The sequence below is a fragment of the Desulfogranum marinum genome (assembly GCF_963675105.2).
In the GTDB taxonomy this organism is placed as follows: Bacteria; Desulfobacterota; Desulfobulbia; order Desulfobulbales; family Desulfobulbaceae; genus Desulfogranum; species Desulfogranum marinum.
This window is the reverse complement of the sequence record NZ_CAXXRO010000002.1, coordinates 202,598-223,374: the sequence shown is the minus strand read 5'-3', so window position 1 is coordinate 223,374 and position 20,777 is coordinate 202,598. Positions and strand designations below refer to the sequence as shown.

Here is a 20,777-nt window from a genome sequence, read left to right as displayed (position 1 = left end):
GCTTACTGCTCTCCATTTGACAAATATTTATTTGGCAGTTCCAGATATCGCCGGCCCTCCTGCAGGCGACCATGTTTTATACAGCCATTCCCATAAATAGTACATTTTCGCTGCAATTCAATGAGGGTAAGGGCTCGCTGTTTTTCACTAAGACGGCCACCTTCTAACAGATTACACAAAGCCTGTATTCGAAAAGTATCCATCCCCATTCTGTGAATAAACGACAGCTGGTCAGCACGCCCCCCATCTTTACAGATTAGTGGTGTATCAATTCTCAAAAAAGGAAGCTGACAACTCATTCTGAGCCAAAGATCATAATCTTCGCAACATGGGAGCTGTTCATCAAAAAAACCAAATGTTTCAAAGCACGCCTTTTTGGCCATCACTGTCGACATACCCACCATGCACATACGTAAACTTGCCTCAAAAATATCGCCATGCGGAGGATCATGTTTCTTTTTCTGATTTACCCTCTTGTCGTTCCTGTACCACATTTCGCGTGTATGGGATATCTGGTAGTGTGGCTGACTAAGCATGGACTGATACTGCTCTTTCAATTTTCCAGGAAGCCACCAGTCATCGGAATCGAGGAAAGCCACATATTCATACATGCTTGCCCTGATGCCTGCATTCCTGGCAGCGGCAGCACCACTGTTTTTCTGATACCGGTATTGTATTGGAACAGGGCTGTCACCAGCTATATTCTGCACAATTTGCGCCGTATTATCCGTAGAACCGTCATCGATTATAATCAATTCTGCAGGAGAAAATGTTTGACAAACCACCGACAGGATTGAACGAGAGAGGAAATCAGCTCGATTAAATGTTGGAATAATAACGGAAATCACAGGGAGAAGTTTTCGATTTAATATTTATTTTTGGCAGTTTTATCAGGTGTGTAGTATACTGCGAAGTTAATTGAAAAGTGATATCTGCCTTCATGGTATTCATCTGCTCCGGCGTCGACCGCACATATATGTACACAGACATACTCATCAATGCAACAACGTATGAAAATCGTATAGCTTTAGTTGAAAACGGCACTCTCCTGGAATTTCACACTGAGCGTTTTTCTGAAGAAGGCCTTATCGGCAACATCTATCTTGGCCGAGTTGTTCGGGTTTTGCCCGGCATTGATGCAGCCTTTGTTGATATCGGCCTTGCGAGGACCGGCTTTTTATATGTTGATGACATCATCGTTCCAGCTCAAGGCGGACTCAATCAACAATCTTTTCAACCGGTAGATGGCGTTGAAAACGGGAAAAAGCATACCAATCGTCCAATAAACGAACTCCTCAAAGAAAACCAACCGATTCTTGTTCAAATAGCCAAAGAACCTATTGGCACCAAAGGCGCCCGCCTGACCTGCAACATCACCATCCCCTGTCGCAATCTGGTGTACATGCCCCTCACCGATCATATCGGTATATCGAGAAAAATCGAAAATGAAGGAGTTCGCAATCAACTTAAGGAAAAAATAGAGAAACTTCGTCCCTCGGGAGCGGGTTTCATCATCAGAACGGTTGCTGAAAATATCAGTAGCGATGAACTAGAAGCAGACATGGAATTCTTACTGCTTCTTTGGGACGAAATTCTTTCTAAATCAACGAAGGGTAAAGTTCCAAGTCTGATCTACAAGGATCTGGATATTATTCTTCGTGCGGTGCGCGATTTTTTCACCGAGAACATCCATGAATTAGTGGTTGACAACCGTGAAGTATATAATCAATTGCTAACCTATGCCAAAACCTTTGCCCCACACCTGCAACGAAAAATTATTTACTATGATGGAGACGCCCCCCTGTTTGAGTCATATGGAATCGAGGTGGACATCAATTCAGCACTGGATAAAAAGGTGTGGCTGAGATCAGGAGGCTATATCATCATAGAACCGACTGAAGCACTGACGGTTATTGATGTCAATACTGGTCGATATGTAGGTAAAAATGATCTTGCTGAAACCATATTTAAAACAAACATGGAGGCTGTCAAAGAGATTGCCTACCAGTTACGCCTTCGAAATATCGGTGGGATTATAATCATAGACTTTATTGACATGGACGATGAACAGGACAGAGAAGACCTGTATAACGCCTTCAAAAAAGCAATGCAGGATGATAAAAGTAAAGTTAATATCCTGAAACTCTCTGAATTCGGCCTGGTCCAAATGACAAGGAAACGACTTTCAGAGAACCTGATCCAAACCATGTGCGAGCCCTGCTTTTATTGCGGTGGTGATGGATTTATAAAATCAAGCCGTACCATATGTTACGAGATATTCAGGAAATTAACAAAAGATGCTCGTAAAATCGAGTGTGCTACAGCAGCTCTGAAAGTGCATCCCAATGTGGCTGATTTACTGCGAAACGAAGAGGCCGTCCATGTTGACCAATTGGAGCAGGCCACAGGAAAACGGTTTACCATTACTTCCGTTCCTGATATGCATATAAAGAGATATGAAATTATTTGGAAGTAAGTTCGGCATGGGTGCTGTTATCTTGTCATGTTGAAAGAGCTGGAATCAAACAGATCAAGGCAACGAAACAAAACGGTATGCGCAAGATACGCATATTCGTGAACTACTATATAATAGTTAGTAACCCTACACCCAACGTCTTGCTAGCAGTCAACCTACTTAGAATGCTTCCCATTGGTACTTAACCACAATTTAAAAGATATATACAATGGCAAGAAAAAATAGAAGGCGTAACACTTCACGCCCCAGTAAAGGCAGTTTCTTTCGTAAATTTTTCATTACTCTTTTCGTCGGAGTAGTAATTGCGGTTGCCGTCTCAGGGTTTATTTTATTTGAAACGGAAAAACCCACTCTTCTCCTCGAAAAACAAGTACATTCTCTCGGCACCAATGTGGATTTTCCACTCAAGGCCGAAGATAAAAAAAGTGGTATTCGGTCGGTTGAAGTTGCACTGGAACAAGATGGCAAAACCAGCCGGCTTTTTAACCGTTCTTTTGACCGCAAGGCCTGGTTTAAGGATGCAGGTCCCCAAAAGGTGGAGGAAACACTCGTAATCGATGCCCAAAAAGCGCAATTGGCAGACGGTCAGGCATCACTGATTATCAGGGTCCGAGACTTTTCGCTTAACTCGATGATGCGAGGTAACGAGACCGTGCAGACCATACCGGTAATGATTGACACGAAACCACCTAAGGTTTCCATCACCCATTCTCAAAAATATATTACACCAGGCGGCAGCGGTATAGTTACATACCAGCTTTCGGAATCCTCCCATCGCCATGGAGTTCAAATCGACGATCTCTTTTTCCAAGGATTTCCTACGGGTAAAAGCGAGAACCAATTTGTAGCTTATATTGCCCTGCCCTGGAACAGCGAGGAACCGGTTCTCACAAAAGTGATAGCAGTTGATGAGGCAGGCAATGAGGGAAAATCTCTTTTTTCCTTTACCTTTAAACCCGCCAAGGAAAAAACGGATAAACTTACGGTGAGTGATGGCTTTTTAAAAAACAAGACCCCGGAATTCGAACAACAGTATCCTGCTATTGAAGGGCAAATGATTGAAAAGTATCTGTATGTTAACAATGAAATCCGTAAACAGAACGCAGAACGCATTAAAAACATTTGCACTAATCCCAACAGCGGCCGACTCTGGACGGGTCGTTTTTTGCGAATGCCGGGAGCCAAAAAAGCAGGGTTCGCAGATCAAAGAACCTATTATTACAAAGGCAAACCAGTAGATTACCAAACGCACCTCGGCATCGATCTTGCTTCTACTGCACGGGCAGATGTACGCGCAGCTAACAGAGGTACAGTTGTTTTTGCTGATTACATGGGTATATACGGCAACATGGTCATCATTGACCATGGACAGGGTCTTTACAGTCTTTACTCACATTTAAGCCGTATCGACACTGAAAAAGGCACCATCGTTGATATTGATGAGCATATCGGCAATACAGGAACGACAGGTATGGCTGGAGGTGACCACCTCCATTTCTCTATTCTTGTGCATGGTATTTTCGTCACCCCTGTAGAATGGTGGGACCAACACTGGATAGATGTGACTATTGATGCATTTGTCGGTCCTGACCCGTCTTAATTTTTTTAGCACTTACCTCACAAAACTGACTTGCTGTTTCAAAAGTGAAACAATTGCGCCTGCCATTTATATTGTACAGCTATATAGCTGCTGAACTTCTTGCGCCTTTTTTTGCAAGTTTTATCATTCTTTACTCGGTTTTTTTCCTGGTAAGACTGATTCCCTTGCTTGAAGTCGTCCTTGAACTACGTATAGGGTTTGCGGATTTCATCCGTCTCTTTAGTTATATTTTTCCCCATATGTTGCTCTATGTCATCCCCATGGCCAGTATGACCGGGGTGATCATCGGTTTTACCCGCCTGACCAATGACCGGGAAATTCTCGCCCTGAAAGCCTGTGGAGTCAGTCTTCGCACAATGCTGCCTCCAGTGGTTATGATTGCCGCATCCATTGCCATTCTTACCGGTTTTTTCTCTATTCGCTTAATTCCTGCAGGTGAACAGGGCATAAAATTGCTCATGTTCCAGCTTGCTAAAGAAAAAATCGACAAAGGACTCAAAGAGAAAAAATTCACTGAAGCATTGGGAGACCTGGTTGTCTACGTTGATGAGATTGATGAGCAGGAGAACTGGTACGGAGTCTATGTTTCTGACATGAGGAACCGTGACCAACCGATAATCACAGTTTCTAAAAGCGGCAGAATGAAGGCTGATGTCAATAAAATGGTTGTCACCATTGTTCTTAATGACGGTACGCTGCATAATGCAGAGGGCCCCGATAACCAGGTCGTTCGTTTTCAGCGCTATCAGCTTCAAATTCCCCTTCGACCACCAACCAGAATAGATGGTGATGATGTCACCCAGATTGGGAAGGGGGCAATGAGCCAAAAACAATTGCTGCACACAGCAGCCCAATTTGGGCCCAATACCAAAAAAGGGATTGTTTACCTTACGGAATATCACCACCGACTGGTGCTCCCTGTCGGGTGTTTTATTCTCAGTTTACTTGGTCTTCCTCTCGGCCTGCAGGCCGGTCCTGGAAAACGTGCTGCCGGTATTCCGCTCGGTCTCGGCTTCTTTGTTTTTTATTACATAGCCTTTACCACCGGCAGAGTATTGACCGAAGATATGGTTCTCCCACTTGTGTTAGGCATGTGGCTCCCCAACTTCCTTTTCCTCCTGCTTACAGTCTATGTTTTTTATAGAGTAGACCGCGAAAAGCCTATACTCCCTGAAAGGCTGCAAGCAGCAATCAGCAGACTGTATGAAATGCTCATCCAGCCGTTGATAACCATTGTAGCAACAGGATGGAAGAAAATTATCACCAGAAGGACAGAACAAGCTCCGATAAAGGACACTATAAAGCTAGACAAAAATGTCCCTGTACATGCGAATGCAGTGAGCCGTATTTACCATTTTTCAGCATGTGAAGAATATAATTGCTCCCAGTGTACCATTGAATTTCTAACATCTACCATTGCCGAAGAATCAGGGTTTAAGCCGTGCCCCTTCTGCAAATCCCTGGTTGAAAAGCAAAAAACGTGAAATTTGTAACCAAACTTGTCATAACCACCCTCCTCTTTGTACTCATCTTTCGTAACATTGACTTTGGGGTAACGTTTGAGGTCGCTTCCAAGGTCAAGGGAAAAGCCCTTGCCATGGCATTATTCCTGCTGATCTGCAGCAGCTGCACAGCTGCTTTTCGGTGGAGCATCATCATGAAACAAATAGGATTCAAGGAGCCATTCTCCTTTTATCTGCAAAGCTACTTTAAAGGTGCCTTTTTCAATCAGGGATTGCCGACCAGTATCGGTGGCGATGGCTTACGAATTTTAGATACCGCACGCATAGCAGAAAATAAAGAGGACGCTTTTAACGGAGTATTGATAGATCGCATTGTTGGCCTTGGAGGTCTTTTGCTGCTCAACATGACGGCCCTGCTACAAAATCGTACCCTTTTGCCGCTCCAAGTTTACCACCCCCTTTTGGTGATTATTGTCCTTTCTTTAATAGGACTGGTTGCTTTATTTTTCCTGCACCATATTGAGCTCTTGAGCAGAATTAAGTTACTTAGATACCTGAACAGACTTTCGCAACGGTATGCCAGCATCTACTCTTCAATAAATGCCATATCGATACAGGTGACGCTGAGTGTATTAACCCACCTGTTTGCGATGAGTGCCTTCTTTATTCTCGGACATGGTGTCGGGTTGATGTATCCCTTGCAAACGTACCTTGCTCTTGTTCCCCCGGTGATCCTGCTTACTATCCTGCCGATATCACTAGCTGGATGGGGAATCCGAGAAGGTGCAATGGTTGGTTTTTTTGTATTGATCGGTGCTGATAAAGCCTCCGTCCTTTCACTTTCCATCCTGTACGGAATACTTGCCTTAGCTGCCTCACTGCCGGGACTTTTCGTATTTCTAGCGCAGAGACAACGCATCTAAAAAATATCTGCTGTACCCCAATTTAGGAAATATCATGAATATTGACACAATGCGAGCGGTTGACAAGTGGGCCGGAATACCGCTGACCTTCTTCCTCACTTTGCCGGTTAAACTTTTCTCTCGCTTCAAAAAAACGCAGGGGAAAAAGCCACAACGTGTTCTGTTTATAGAACTCTCGGAAATGGGGTCAACCATTCTTGTTAATCCTGCTCTGGAAAAAACGAAAACGCAACTCGGAGCGGAAGTTTTTTTTGTTATATTCCGTAAAAACAAACCCAGCCTTGACCTGTTGCACACCATCCCGAATACTAATATATATACTATCCGTGAACACAATATAGCGGTTCTTGCTTTAGATACGCTTGGCTTTCTATTATGGGCCCGCTCAAAAAGAATCGATACGGTTGTGGATCTTGAACTTTTCTCGCGCTTTACAGCGCTGTTAACCGGCCTTTGCGGTGCTGCTTTCAGGGTTGGTTTTCATAGTTTTCATAATGAAGGCCTGTACCGTGGCGATCTGCTAACCCATAAAGTTGCCTACAATCCTCATGTACACATTGCCAAAAATTTTATCGCTCTCGTCAATGCGTTACTTGCTCCATCTAAAGAGCTCCCTTTTTCAAAAACATACATAGATGATAAAGAGATTGAGCTTCCTGTGCTCACCTCATCAGAGGCAGAGATAGCGTCTATCCGAGCACTCATTAAAAAACGTTACAGTGCTTACGATAGTAAAGTACACAAAATTGTGCTTATCAATCCCAATGCCAGTGAATTATTGCCGCAAAGACGTTGGATGCCGGAACGATACGTAGAGTTAATCCAGCGAATCCTCAAGACAGATGAGAGTATCATAGTTCTGATTACAGGTGCTCCATCAGAGGCGAAAGAAGCAGATGAAATGTGTGCCCGAACAGGCAAGGAACAGTGTGTTAATTTTGCAGGAGCCACCCCCTTACAGCAGCTACCAGCCTTGTACAATGTTGCCACCCTAATGGTGACCAATGATTCCGGACCAGGTCACTTTTCCTCGATTACGGCCTTACCGACCTTTGTCCTTTTTGGACCTGAAACCCCTGCATTATATGGATCGTTGGGAAATTCCACGCCAATCTATGCCGGGCTAGCCTGTTCTCCCTGTGTGAGTGCATCCAACCACAGGAAAACACCATGCCAAGATAACAAATGCTTGCAGGCTATTTCAGTGGATCAGGTATTTAGCCTTGTTAAAGAACAGCTCCAACAAGGCTGAAGCAGAGCCCAGCCGGCACAGTTGCCTTTTCGCGCAACCTTTCGGAGTCCTCGCTTACCTCGTTATGTTCGAAAAAAGCTTCCTCGGAGCTCAGCGTTAGACTCCAATAGTAAACATATGACTGTGCTGGTTTTTTCAAGCATGCCTCAACCTTGAACAACCAATCCAATTATTCAAAATACACTACAGCATGACCAGAGTGGAGATTGCTTAATGGCTCTTCCTTTCCAAGGATAGCTTGTCCGGTGCCGGCAACTCTGGTTTTATCCATATAGCAAGGAGTTGACCGACGATATACACTATCCCCCCGGCCCAGAGCGTATCACTAAGAAAATGTCCTCCCTGGAGTATCCGGGTAATGCCGACCAAGGTGCCCCACCCAATCCCGATTAATAAGAGAAAACGGGCGTCCTCCCGCCCGAACTTACGAAACACAAACCAAGGGCCTATGAGAGCAAAGGCGATGCTGGCGTGGCCTGATGGAAAAGAGCTGTTTGCTCCGGCTTGCCCAGGCTCCCAAAAAAGATGGAACTGATGTTGCCCGTTAAACTCCACCACTTCTCTCGGTCTCGGCCTGCCGAGGTTGTCTTTCAGGAGAACATTGGCTATTAATCCGGGGCCCAGCAGCAAAAACAAGAGTATAAATATGGCTTGTTTTCGAAGGCGTCTTAATGTAACCACTTTGCTTCCAAGTAGCAGGACGAATAAGGCAATCCCACCCGTCAACCAGGCCGGCAATGGTGCCCACGTGTAAATAAACTCCCAAAAAAATGCATTTACACCTATCCATCCTGTATCTTTATCAAACGCCAGTGCAGCCAGCCATCTGTCTGCATCGGTCAACCAAATGAGCAAGGTCGATGCAATCAACACTAAAAGCACTGCAAAAAGTTCGTTAAGCTTGTCTATAAGCATAGAAATGAGATAAATAAAAATTGTTGGCGTCGTAAAAAGTCTGATCTATAAGGCGCAGTTTTTGTCCTTAGCCATCTTGAGTGTGTGATGGACTTTTTATGAGTCCATTAAACTTATTATTACCTAAATCTTGCATGTCAAACATGACAAAAATACTTTTAATTATGTTTTTTCAGACTGTTGTCGGTTTTATCAACAAGAAATCAGTTCACTTTTTATGTGAGTTACATTTAAGAGCATTTTTCTCATGCTTGCCACCCTTCGGGATTGCCGATTTTACCGAATCTGCTTTGTTTGCGCACACTTGAAGTACTACGGTACGTCTGCGTGTACGCAGCCTCGCACCTTCGGCAAACTTGGCAAATGCAGGATTTAGGTATTATTAAAATACGTTAAAATATATCAAGGTAGCCGCAACCAATTCATTGTCCTTTTTTCAATCTATATAGCCCTCTTGAAGACTCCAGGCAACGAATCTCTTGCCATGTGAAAAGCTGAATCTTTTAAGATATTGCGCAATCAATTCAAATTTAAGTACTTGTTTATGAAAACCACAGGCCGTAATTATCAGGTGGCGACCGGAATCGTCATATTGGCAGCGCTAGCCATTCGCCTTTTTATAAGTTCTCAATTTCTACTGGTCCCAGATGAAGCCAACTACTGGCAATGGACCAGATACCTTGCCCTCGGATATCATGATCATCCCCCGATGATTGCCTGGACAATCCGGCTTGCTACCGAAATTTTCGGACAAACCGAATTTGCAGTACGCTTACCGACGGTCATAGGATGCGCCATTTTTTCTTGGTATACCTGTCTCCTTGCAGCACGCCTTTTTTCCTGGCGGTGCGCCCTGCACACTGGAATTCTCCTCCAGCTTATATTGCTTATTAACGGTTCTGCCTTGATTGCCACCCCTGACGGACTCTTACTGCCGTGCTGGGCTGCGGCATGCTACCATGGCTACAGATCGATTACTGATCGAAGCGCCGCACAGTGGCTGTTTACAGGTCTATGGTTCGGCCTTGGACTTTTATCCAAATACACTATGGTCCTGTTTCCGGCATCTCTCTTAGTCTGTATTCTTTTTACCCGGGAATACAGAACCTGTCTTCGTTCCATCTGGCCCTGGATTGGACTCGTTTTCAGCCTTTGCATCTTTTCGCCGGTGCTTGTCTGGAACAGCCAAAACGAATGGGCAACATTTCGCCATGTTCTCTTTCAAGGGGGCGTTGACAACCGAGAATTGGTAACGCTTTCTTATTTAGGAGACTTTTTAGGATCCCAGTTATTGTTGGTGACTCCGGTTTGTTTTCTCCTACTCCTGCATTTCTGGATATTCCCTGCTTCACGCGTAAAATTTCCAGGGCCTAAGGTTTCGTACTTGCTGTGGATGTCTTTACCTGGCTTTGTTATTTTTCTTCTGCTCTCATTCCATGTACGCATCTATGGCAACTGGCCGGCACCTGTTTATACCACCGGCATAATTCTCATTGCCGCTGCATATGCTCCCTGGAAAAGCAGGGGTATAAAAATGAATGCAATCTGGAAAGCAACTCTTGGTGCAGCTGCGCTCATCTCTTTGCCTGTGATGATTCAGGTCGTTTATCCCCTTCTCCCACTCCCTATAGATCTGGACAGAACAGCCAGGGAAACGGTCGGCTGGGACATACTTGGGAAAAAAGTCGAGGCTGCAGTACAACAAATGCCCACTCCAGAGGCTACCTTTATTTTTGGGTTGCGTTATCAATATGCCAGTGAGCTGGCTTTTTATACGCCTGGTCAACCAAAAACATTGTCCATCAATAAATGGGCAAGACCCAATGTTTATGATTTCTGGTTTCATGACAGTATGGTTATCGGCCAAGACGCTGTGGGAATATTCACCTATCCAGGAATGGAAGATAGGGTAGCGACCTTATTTGAACATTCGGAACCTGTGGAAGAAATAATTCTCACCAGAAAATCCCCTTGGTTCGGTATCCAGAACGTGCAGAAAATCTATCTCTTTCGTGGTTATGGATTCAAAGGTGGATTGCGATGGCAGCCACAAAATAACAACGATATCCGTGCCACCTTACACCAAACCTCGCCATAATATTTAAGGGTACCAGTACAAAATACTGTATATTCAGGCTTACTTTTAGTGTGAAATCCCCTTGATAGAGGTATCATGCAATGATACCGTATAATAAGGGTACAGGAGTAGAAGAAAACTGCTCTGGAGATCTCATACGCGGTTAAAAGGAATATGCAGGGGGCCATAAATTGAAAACAAAGAATGTTTATACCGTTACCCGTAAGGTCTTTTTTTTTGAATGTCTCACTATTTTATTGTTGATGTCAGGAATCTGGGCAGATGAACTGTTTGATATCCCCTTTCTTTTATTTGGCGCACAACCAACACCTGTGAATTGGCAGGAAGCAATTTTTGAAAGTGTGCTCATCCTCGGCGTCGGTGCCTTGGCTATTGCCCATAATCGCAGGAGCCTGCTTAAACTAAATAAAATTGCCGAGGTAATCCCTGTTTGTGCTTCCTGCCATAAGACGTATGATACTGAGGAATTTTGGAATATTCTCCAAGAAGGCGCGAATCAATATTGCAAGTCACAGTTTGTAGACGGCATCTGTTTGGATTGTCTAAAAAAATACTCTCCGGAGGTATACGCTCAGCATATGGAAGAGATGGCTCAACACAAAAAAAACGAATCTGATATAGAAAATGCTGAATTAAAAAACAGTCAACTATAATCACTTATATTGATTGTTATACATCTCAGTAACTATCCCGAAACTCATATCATTTGCATTAGCCATGAAACTTGCCACCACCCAACAAATGCGAGAACTTGACAGAAGGACAATAGAAGAACTGCAGGTACCAGGAATGGTGCTGATGGAGATAGCCGGTCGAGGCACCGTTGAATACCTGGAAAAAGCCGTTGAAAAAGTAACTGGAAAGCATGTCGTTATCTTTGTCGGTCCGGGCAATAATGGGGGTGATGGGCTTGTCATTGCACGCACAGTCTTTAACCGAGGTGCTGTACCACATATCTTTTTCCTTGTTGCCCCAGATGAACTGACAGGAGATGCCGGACATAATTTTTCAATTATCAAACATTGGGGCATTCACTACACGGTCGTCGATACCGCAGACACTGTCCATGCTGCTCAAAAGACTATCCTAGCCCTCCACAACGAAAAACCAATCCACTCGATTGTTGATGCTGTTTTCGGAACAGGACTCTGCAGAGACGTTCGAGGTCACTTTTTCGATGCGCTTACTCTTATCAATACGCTGCGTCAAAATTACCAGTTCTTTGTTGTCTCAGCAGATATCCCATCCGGCATGCACAGCGATACAGGACAAATCTTAGGCGGTGCCGTCCGTGCTGACTTGACTGTCACCTATGGGTTGCCCAAACCCGGACATGTGCACCATGGAGGAGAAGGTATTGGACAACTCAAAACGGTTGACATCGGTATCCCTCCTTTCTTGCTTGATCCGGTTGGTGTCACCGGCTTTGCTCTTGATGAAACAACATTGCCCCAAATACGAGAGAAATCCACAACAGGGCATAAAGGAAGTAACGGGCACCTCCTCGTCCTGGCAGGATCAACTGGAAAAACAGGCGCAGCTATATTAAGTGCCAGAGGGAGCCTGCATAGCGGCTGTGGCCTGGTTACCTTGTGCGTACCACAGGATCTGAACCAAGTCTTTGAGACTTCCCTTATTGAGGCAATGACTGTTCCTCTGCCCGGCTCAAATACGGCAATTTCAATTAAAGATTATCAACAGATCACCGAGCTCTGCCAAGGAAAAAACGCCCTTGTCATAGGACCGGGAATGGGAATGGAGCCTGAAACTGTCGAGCTTGTTCTCCGCCTGTACAAAGAATGTAGTCTGCCGCAGGTGCTGGATGCTGATGCTATTACTATCCTGGCTGATCATCCGGAGTGTCTTGCTCATCCTGCCGGGCCAAGGATTTTCACCCCTCACCCAGGTGAAATGGCTCGATTAATCAACACTACGATACCCGCAATACAGCTTGACCGGCTGCATGCCGCACAATGGGCTGAAACCATGGAAGACATGGAGCACGATTTTCCTATAATTACCGTACTTAAAGGGGCTGGGACCGTGATCGCCTCCAACCAAGGTCAATGGTGCATCAATACTTCTGGAAACCCGGGCATGGGGACAGGCGGGATGGGGGATGTTCTTTCAGGCATAATAGGCAGCCTGTTGGCACAGGGATACAACCCATGGGAAGCAGCCTGTATTGCAGTCTATATTCACGGAGTAAGTGGCGACTTGCTGGCAAAAAAACAACCCTACGGTTTTTCCGCTTCCCAGGTTGCCTTGGCGCTTCCAAAAGCTATTGGGCATATTTTACACCTACCAAAAAAATCTTCGGTACACTAATCGAAACTGATCCTCCAAAGGAGAAAAGATGTTAAAAGCAAAAGATATCATGAGTCATGAAGTCATCGTTGTCAATGAATCGGACTCTGTTAGAGAGCTTGCAGTAACCCTCATTACCCATAAAATTAACGGGGTGCCGGTTGTTGATGATACAAATCAAGTCGTTGGTGTGGTCACTGAAAGTGATTTAATTTTTCAAAATAAAAAAGTTCATATTCCGACTGCCGTGGCTATTCTTGATTCCTTTCTCTTTTTGGAACGACCTAACAAAATGGAAGCAGAGATGAAAAAAATAGCCGGCTCCCAGGTCAGTGATATCTGCTCCTACGAGATTGTCAGCGTTACTCCTGAAACACCGCTTGATGAATTGGCCACATTAATGGCGGAAAAAAAGGTTCACACCTTGCCTGTGCTGGAAAAAGGAGAATTGGTGGGGGTCATAGGACAGACCGATATCATTCGGACAATCGCCCAAAAAAAATAATGCGTTGATTGCCATTTCCTGATTCAAATAGGTTCCGGCACTATTTGAATCAGGAAATTTGAGATCGTATTTTCCCTTTTTTTACCGGTCCTTTCTCGTCATAGAAGCACCAGCAGTTGCGCCCGTTCTTTTTTGCCTGATACATCGCGATATCTGCATGGCGCAACATAGCTTCAGCATTTTGGCAATCGTCAGGAAACACTGATATGCCGATACTTGCTCCGATGTAGCAAATGTGATTATCGACTTCAATGGGTTCATTGAGCAACTCAATGGCCATCTGTGCAACATGACTTGCCCCCTCTGCTGTTTCCGTGCTTTCCAAAAGGATGACAAATTCATCCCCCCCAAGTCGGCAGACCGAATCAGAGGAACGTAAGGTGGATCGTAATCTTTCCGCAACCTGCACTAAAACCAAATCGCCAATGCCATGTCCATATGTATCGTTGATAGGCTTAAATCGGTCAAGATCAATAAAAAGCAAACATAAGAGTCTATCATACCTTCGTGCCAGCGAAATAGCCTGGGGTAAGCGTCGCCGAAAGTAATTACGATTAGGCAACTGGGTCAAGGTATCATGATTTGCCATGTAGCGAATGAGTTCGGCTGCCTCCTGACGTTCGGTGATATCTTGAAACACCAAAACCCCACCACTCAATTTTCCCCGCTGGATGATAGGAGTTGCGGAAAACTCCACAGGGAAAGAGGTTTCGTCACTGCGGATTAACCGTGCTTCGTCAAAGTGTACCGGATCGGCATTTTCAGCACCTTGAAAAAAAGGGCAACAATCGACGCTGAAGTCATCACTCCCCGGAGTAGAGAGCCTGAAAATAGACATATAGTCACGCCCAGTGACTTCACGCTCTTCATACTCAAGCATTTTCAAGCCGGCCGGGTTAATATAACTGATCTTCCCTTCTCCATTTACTCCGCAAATCCCGTTGGCTGCTGCATCAAGAATCATTTCATAATTCGTGGACAGTAGTTCCTGTTCTATTTTAGAACGATGCGATCCTAGGATATAACGAATACGATTTTTCAACACCGGCCAACGAATTGGTTTTCGGATAAAATCGACTGCACCAGCACTAAAAGAGCGGTCAATCGTTTCCTCATCATCAATTGCGGTGATCATCAATACCGGCGGAGCATTGACAAAAGAGGTTGTAATATTTTCACAGACCGTCGGCCCATCAATTCCCGGCATCGCAATATCAAGAATAACCATGTCATAGGTTTTCTTGCCCAGACAATCTAGGGCGCCATACCCATCAACAGCTTCATCAACAACATACTGTTCGCTTTCCAGAAATTGGCGAAGAAGAATCCTGATGACTTCATCATCATCAACAATCAATATTCGTGGTCGGCTCTCTCGGAAAAAAGATGGACTCATAGTGTATTATATATTGATGCCTAGACTGCGCACACTTCAAGGAAACAGAGTATATCTGCGGGAAAATTGATTTTCTTTTCCTGTCAGGGAATTTCGTGGTACAGCCTCATTGGTATGTACCTAAAAAATAAGAAGCTATGATAGAACTGACAGTATTGGTAATGATATTTTTTCCAATTACTGCATTCTACGAAATATAGGGGCGATTAATCAAGTTGTTCCTTGAAAAAACAAGCGACATCTTTAATTGCCTTTCGGATTTTAGGCAGTAAACGTTGTATTTGCAGTATTTGTCCATTTTTACCTGCCTTTTCGACCAGCAAACATAGCCGTGTCAGCTCATCTGCACCGATCTGGCTACTACTTCCTTTTAAGGTATGGGCAATTTTTTGTGATCCTTTTGCATCGTTTTGTTGTATCGTCTCTTCCAGCTCGACAAGCCGAGCCTCCATGGATTTGACAAAAACCCGTGCAACGTGATCCATATTGCCGACATGGTGCTTTAACCGGTCAAAAGAAGCTTGATTGATAATTGCCCGTTGCTGCTTAGTCTGTTGCTGTTTGTTTTTTTGTTCCTGCCTATCCATTGTGAGTGCAGGTACAGTAAGTTCCGGCAGCCATGTCCTGAGCACCATATACAATTTATGAAAATCGATAGGTTTTACCAGGTAATCCACCATCCCTACAGCATAACATTTATCTTTGGTCTTCGAAGTCGCGTCAGCAGTCAGGGCTATGATAGCCGGTAGGTCCTTTCCTTCTTTCCCCTGCCCTTGACCAAGGATAATTTCAGTCGCTTCAAACCCATCCATTACCGGCATTTGGCAATCCATAAAAACAACATGGAAACGACTCTCTTTGCACATAGTAACCGCAACCTCACCGTTGCTCGCAAAAAAAAGAGAAGCTTTGGATAAACGAAAGATCTCTTCCATCACTATTTTGTTTGTATTATCGTCGTCAACTATAAGGATCTTAATAGGATTGACTTCTTTTCCCTGCGTGAAATTTGGAAGAGGAAGCTGTTTGTGAGGAGAGGGAAAAAGCTGGGTAGAGGGTGCCTTTACGACCTGAGAGTCCTTAACAGCATCGGTGGCTGGTTGCAGGGTAATTTTAAACCAAAAAACGCTGCCGCCTTGAGGTGCTGGTCTCACCCCGATTTCCCCTCCCATTAGTCTAACCAATTTTGCACAGATAGAAAGCCCCAACCCTGTCCCGCCAAATCTGCGGGTTGAAGATGCATCCGCCTGGGTAAAGGGTTGAAAAAGGAAGGCAGCCGTCTCTGGAGCAATACCAATCCCTGTATCCCGAACAGTGAAATATAAAATATCTTTACCTGCGTTAACCCCTTCTTTTTTTATGCTAAGAAATACACTTCCTTTATCGGTAAATTTAATACTGTTACCAAGCAGATTAACCAATATCTGGCGAAGACGATATGCGTCTCCCCGGTAACTGCCGGCCAGATTTTCATCTAGTGAGAGGTGAAGGGAAAGTCCTTTTTGTTTTCCGGTAACAGCATACAGGGCAACCAATTCCTTCGCCAAAACATGGATATCAAATTTATCAATATCCAGAATCATTTTATCTGCTTCAATCTTACTAAAATCAAGCAGGCTGTTGATCAGGGATAATAAACTATCTGCAGAGCCTTGTATGAGTTCGGCAAAATGCCGCTGCCGAGGTTCAAGCTCTGTTCCCAAAAGGAGTTTACTCAGGCCAATGACCCCATTCATAGGAGTTCTGATCTCGTGACTGATCATGGCGAGAAAATCTGATTTCGCCTTACTGGCACTGTCTGCCTGCTTGGCCCTTTTTACGAGAAGCGCATTTTGTTCCTTGAGCTGAGTTACTTCGGCTTCAAGGTGCGCAAGCTGTTCTGCCTGATCTTTCATTTTATGTAAAAAGAGAAAGTTGTCGGTTGCGGCTGTATTTGTTTTTGCTGGCCGGCCTACTGCTTTTTATCTTTGAAAAAGACGAGGTGGGTATTTCACTGATAAACTGCGACGGTTCAACTGCTTGCATCTTTTGCCCGTAAAACATTCTTGATCGAACATGCGTAAAATACAGGATATCGATCGCCCGGGTCATGGCCACGTAAAATAATCGTCGTTCTTCTTCAACATGATTCATCAGCGCAGCATCTGCCAATTGTTCTCTTGGCTGCAAAGGAATAAGTCCCTGTTCAGCGCCGGCAATAAAAACGACCTTATACTCCAGTCCTTTTGCAGCGTGCATGGTAGAAAGGGTAACACATTCAGCCTTATCATCATAAATAATGGAATCACTGTAGCGCAACAGATACTGAGCGTAATCGCGAATAGACTGCGGATAATTGATCGACATTTTTTGCAATCTTTCGATATCACTCCCCTCTTTATCCAACGTATAATACGATGCAAGTCGGCCAATAACATCTACCAAAGACTCGGTTGAACGTACACGCTGTTCCAATCGGCTAAAAAATAACTGGAACGTACGCAGCCTTGAACGTATTTTTTCTTGAGCCACTAAAGAGGGATTAAGCTCAAGTAAGCTCGATTCCCTGTTCTTTTCATCATACAGGTGGTGCCGAACGGTATTGAGCATATTGGCGCCTACACCTTTTTCTTGACCAAACAAAAAAAGCTGCTGTTCCTTGTCTGCCAAACCTGCCAAAAGCAAAATAGCCCAATAAAGCGGCCTCATTTCAGATCGAGTATAAAATGCCTTAAGATCGACGGTTTGAAAAGGGATCCCATGCTTTGCCATGGCTTTACCGACAACCTGCATCTGCTTGGATGTTCGAAACAGGATACCTATATCGCGCAGAGAAAAATATGCGTCCTCCAGTATCTCAATTTGCTCTATTTCTCGATGGGAAGTGCCTCCTACCAAGACTTCTATCTGGTCAATTATCCAGCGGGCTTCATGAATAGGGGTCGTGCAAAGTTGAAGATGCAAACGACCGGTACTCTTATAAGCGGTCTGCATAGGTACAATAAACGCTCTATCCGTGTTTTTACCAATAACCTGCTCAGCGGCCTCCATAATAGTGCTGCTGTTGCGGTAATTTCGGACAAGCTGATGGCAACTGGCCTGGTGTACATCAATGAATCGTTGAAACCATGAAGAATCAGCCCCACGAAAACCATAGATCGCTTGGTCCGGGTCTCCGATGATAAACACTGGAGAGGTTTGAGCCAAAGAACAGACCAGATCATACTGCCCCTGGTTAATATCCTGGAATTCATCGACAAATAAATGGCCGGTATGGGTTCGCATGTCCTTACCTGCCTCCCCCTTTTCCCTAAGTATTTCCAAAGCAAAGGGAATGATCATATCAATATCTACACAATCATTGGCATGCAGATATGCTAGATAATTTTCCCTTTGAGCTGGATAAGCAGATGAAGACAGAATCTCTTGGCCGAGCTGTTTGAGTTTGCGCGGCTCAAAATCAGGATAGAGTGTCTGTAATATCTGGTATCGTTTGACCGGACCAACAGGTTGCAATGATGGGTTATACCTGCGAAGCCAATAGAGACAGTACCCATGAAAAGTATGTACCTGCAATGAAGCAGGACAGAGACCAATGGTATGTTCAATTCGTTCGCGCACCTCATCTGCGGCTTTATTAGTAAAGGAAATAATCGTGCATGGTTGGTCTTGTTCTTTAATTATCCTTACAACCCGTTGCACTAATGCATGGGTTTTGCCTGTTCCAGGTCCTGCCTTGACAACCACAATAGGTGCAGCATCATCAACCACTGCCTGCTGCTCAGTGTTGAGCTTTTGCCCCGTTTTTTTTTCAGCGTTAGTCGTTGCTGGAGATTGAGGCCTAGCGGCTTTCACCTTTTTGCTTTTCTTTTTCGCGCGAACAAGTGGTGCAAACATGCTCAGTTGACCAACAAATTTGTCACGCTCACCTTCAGCAAAGACCTTTATGATGCCGAACTCTCCATCATACCCTGGAGTTCTGATCACTTTATTTTCTCTAATACGACGAATAGCTTCTCCTATAAGTGGAGTGGATTTACGCTCGATATCATCAATGGGGACGTCAAGTAAAAGAGAGAACTCAGATTGAAAGAGATTAATTAACTTGGCATAGGCAGCAGCAACTTTTTTAGTGGCAGGACCAACTCCAAGCAGTTCGCTCAGCACCTCCGGCAGGGGAATAGAACTGTGAACCAATGGGTCATGCTCATTGTATAGTGGCCTATCACGATCCGCAAGGTCCAAGACCCGGCTCAACACCCCCACAGTAAGCGGTCTGTTGCACACAGGACAACGGCCTTGATTTGCCTTGGTTTCTCCAGGTTCAAAACAAACGCTGCATTTTCGATGTCCGTCGCAGTGATATTTTCCCTCTTCAGGGTAAAATTCAACAGTTGCCTCAAAAACCCTGTGCCCCTTTTCATCCATTGGAGACTTGAGCGCTTCACGCATGGAAAAATAATCAAAACCAGTAGAAAAAATATTGGCTTCTCTGCCTAGCTTGGCCGGGGAATGACAGTCAGAATTAGAAATAAGGGTATATCGATCAAGGGCTGAAATTCTTCTGTTCATTTCCGGGTCAGAGGAAAGACCCGTTTCGAGGGCAAAAATATGAGGAGTAAGCTCCTCAAAACATTCTTCTATTCTGTCAAATCCGGATTTAGACCCAAAAAGGGAAAACCAAGGGGTCCACACGTGGGCAGGCACTAAAAATCCCTGGGGTGCTTGTTCAAGAACAATCTCCAATAAATTTTTAGCATCAAGGCCCAATATGGGCCTCCCATCGGAGTGTAGATTACCGATATCGCCAAGGGTACGATTGAGACGACGTACGCTCTCTAAATCAGGCGCAAACAAAAGATTATGATTTTTACGAACCCGGTCATTCTTTTTATAGATTGAGCTAATTTCAGCAGTCAGGACAAAACGAATATCGCTTAACGGTATTTGCGGACGCAAATCTCCCGGCAGATAATCACCTCCTGATTGGTGGTTCCGGCGTAATTTAAAAAAACCTGGTTCCGCTTCTTCCAATTGCTCTGTAATCTGGGCAAACCATTGGGGATGGGTGAAGTCACCTGTGCCAAGCACTTGAATTCCTTTGACTGCTGCCCAGGCTGCTAATCCCGGTAGATTGCTGGCTTTACTGGTTGCCCTTGAAAACAAAGAATGGATATGCAGATCAGCAATATATTTCACGATGAACCTGTATGCAAATAGAGTTTATTTTCAACAATATAACGATAAACGGCAGGTGACATCATGGTGGGCCGTTTTCCCTGAGCCAATTGCCGACGAAGTTCGGAAGATGATACCGGCCACTCAAGATCACTGAGGTACTGGATGGTATTACCGTTTTTAAGCACCCATTTATTGCCGGTTGCACAACTGGTATATGGAATATGAAAGGAGGTAATGGTCTTTTCTACTGCGGGCATAGCGACTTTATCTCTGCCTGCGACAATCAGATGAACGAGTGCAATCAATTCTTTGGCTTTGTACCATTGCGGCAAATCAACCAATGAATCGGCGCCAATAATAAGATAATATTCTACATCGTGCCGGCGCTGCTTTAATTCTTTGATGGTGCGTACGGTATAGGAAAGGCCAGGATACTCATTTTCAATGAGCGAGACCCTCATTTGTTGCTCCCCTTGCAAGGCAAGATTGAGCATGTCAACCCGCTGGGTGAAAGAAGCTGAGGTTATTTTTTTATGGGGAGGGTGTGGAGCAGGTATAAATAGAATGTATTGAATATCGCAATAAGCCAGCACATGACGAGCCACAGCAACGTGACCGTCATGCACCGGATCAAATGTTCCCCCAAACAGACCAACTTTCTGTTTGTTTAAAACCGTCATTG

Annotated in this window: 15 protein-coding genes; 9 read left to right on the top strand and 6 right to left on the bottom strand. The window is 44.5% G+C overall.

Translation table 11 applies throughout. The annotated features are described in order from the left end of the window. Positions 1 to 2: 2 nt before the first annotated feature. The gene (locus tag ACHZCY_RS01750; protein WP_319547627.1) at positions 3 to 848 is read right to left on the bottom strand and encodes a glycosyltransferase family 2 protein; all 846 of its coding nucleotides are present in this window, start codon (positions 846 to 848) and stop codon (positions 3 to 5) included. A 128-nt stretch (positions 849 to 976) separates the two neighbouring features. On the opposite strand from ACHZCY_RS01750, the gene ACHZCY_RS01745 reads away from it, so the two are divergent. From ACHZCY_RS01745 to ACHZCY_RS01725, 5 genes are all read left to right on the top strand, one after another. Beyond that, complete coding sequence (locus tag ACHZCY_RS01745) at positions 977 to 2,476, top strand: Rne/Rng family ribonuclease (protein WP_394713360.1); 1,500 nt, start codon at positions 977 to 979, stop codon at positions 2,474 to 2,476. Positions 2,477 to 2,684: 208 nt separating this feature from the next. Continuing rightward, complete coding sequence (locus tag ACHZCY_RS01740; RefSeq protein WP_205223142.1) at positions 2,685 to 4,076, top strand: M23 family metallopeptidase; 1,392 nt, start codon at positions 2,685 to 2,687, stop codon at positions 4,074 to 4,076. A gap of 53 nt (positions 4,077 to 4,129) precedes the next feature. Continuing rightward, positions 4,130 to 5,560 (top strand): LptF/LptG family permease, encoded by a 1,431-nt coding sequence (locus ACHZCY_RS01735; protein WP_232371084.1) that lies wholly within the window; start codon positions 4,130 to 4,132, stop codon positions 5,558 to 5,560. Next, positions 5,557 to 6,462, top strand: a complete 906-nt coding sequence (locus tag ACHZCY_RS01730) for a lysylphosphatidylglycerol synthase transmembrane domain-containing protein (RefSeq protein ID WP_319547625.1) — start codon at positions 5,557 to 5,559, stop codon at positions 6,460 to 6,462. The genes ACHZCY_RS01735 and ACHZCY_RS01730 overlap by 4 nt, the downstream gene beginning before the upstream one ends. Before the next feature lie 34 nt (positions 6,463 to 6,496). Beyond that, positions 6,497 to 7,714, top strand: a complete 1,218-nt coding sequence (locus ACHZCY_RS01725) for a glycosyltransferase family 9 protein (protein ID WP_319547624.1) — start codon at positions 6,497 to 6,499, stop codon at positions 7,712 to 7,714. Positions 7,715 to 7,924: 210 nt separating this feature from the next. On the opposite strand, the gene ACHZCY_RS01720 is transcribed toward ACHZCY_RS01725, so the two are convergent. Beyond that, positions 7,925 to 8,629, bottom strand: a complete 705-nt coding sequence (locus ACHZCY_RS01720; RefSeq protein ID WP_319547623.1) for a phosphatase PAP2 family protein — start codon at positions 8,627 to 8,629, stop codon at positions 7,925 to 7,927. 544 nt (positions 8,630 to 9,173) lie between these two features. Here ACHZCY_RS01720 and ACHZCY_RS01715 point away from each other — a divergent pair. The 4 genes from ACHZCY_RS01715 (at position 9,174) to ACHZCY_RS01700 (ending at position 13,539) form a co-directional block, all read left to right on the top strand. Further along, positions 9,174 to 10,727 carry a glycosyltransferase family 39 protein gene (locus ACHZCY_RS01715; RefSeq protein WP_205223147.1) on the top strand — a complete coding sequence of 518 codons (1,554 nt, stop codon included), beginning with the start codon at positions 9,174 to 9,176 and terminating at the stop codon, positions 10,725 to 10,727. A gap of 170 nt (positions 10,728 to 10,897) precedes the next feature. Continuing rightward, complete coding sequence (locus tag ACHZCY_RS01710; protein WP_205223148.1) at positions 10,898 to 11,380, top strand: hypothetical protein; 483 nt, start codon at positions 10,898 to 10,900, stop codon at positions 11,378 to 11,380. A 64-nt stretch (positions 11,381 to 11,444) separates the two neighbouring features. Then, positions 11,445 to 13,055: an NAD(P)H-hydrate dehydratase gene (locus tag ACHZCY_RS01705; RefSeq protein WP_319547622.1), complete on the top strand. Its 1,611-nt coding sequence runs from the start codon at positions 11,445 to 11,447 to the stop codon at positions 13,053 to 13,055. A gap of 28 nt (positions 13,056 to 13,083) precedes the next feature. Beyond that, positions 13,084 to 13,539: a CBS domain-containing protein gene (locus ACHZCY_RS01700; protein ID WP_205223150.1), complete on the top strand. Its 456-nt coding sequence runs from the start codon at positions 13,084 to 13,086 to the stop codon at positions 13,537 to 13,539. 49 nt (positions 13,540 to 13,588) lie between these two features. Here the strand turns inward: ACHZCY_RS01700 and ACHZCY_RS01695 are convergent, their stop codons facing one another. From ACHZCY_RS01695 to nadD, 4 genes are all read right to left on the bottom strand, one after another. Next, positions 13,589 to 14,935, bottom strand: coding sequence for a diguanylate cyclase domain-containing protein (locus tag ACHZCY_RS01695; protein WP_319547621.1), 1,347 nt, complete (start codon positions 14,933 to 14,935; stop codon positions 13,589 to 13,591). A gap of 206 nt (positions 14,936 to 15,141) precedes the next feature. Further along, positions 15,142 to 16,830: an ATP-binding protein gene (locus ACHZCY_RS01690; protein ID WP_319547620.1), complete on the bottom strand. Its 1,689-nt coding sequence runs from the start codon at positions 16,828 to 16,830 to the stop codon at positions 15,142 to 15,144. Between the two features lies 1 nt (position 16,831). Continuing rightward, positions 16,832 to 20,113 (bottom strand): UvrD-helicase domain-containing protein, encoded by a 3,282-nt coding sequence (locus tag ACHZCY_RS01685; protein ID WP_319547619.1) that lies wholly within the window; start codon positions 20,111 to 20,113, stop codon positions 16,832 to 16,834. Continuing rightward, positions 20,110 to 20,775, bottom strand: a complete 666-nt coding sequence (gene nadD, locus ACHZCY_RS01680; RefSeq protein ID WP_319547618.1) for a nicotinate (nicotinamide) nucleotide adenylyltransferase — start codon at positions 20,773 to 20,775, stop codon at positions 20,110 to 20,112. The genes ACHZCY_RS01685 and nadD overlap by 4 nt, the downstream gene beginning before the upstream one ends. Between the last annotated feature and the right edge of the window lie 2 nt (positions 20,776 to 20,777).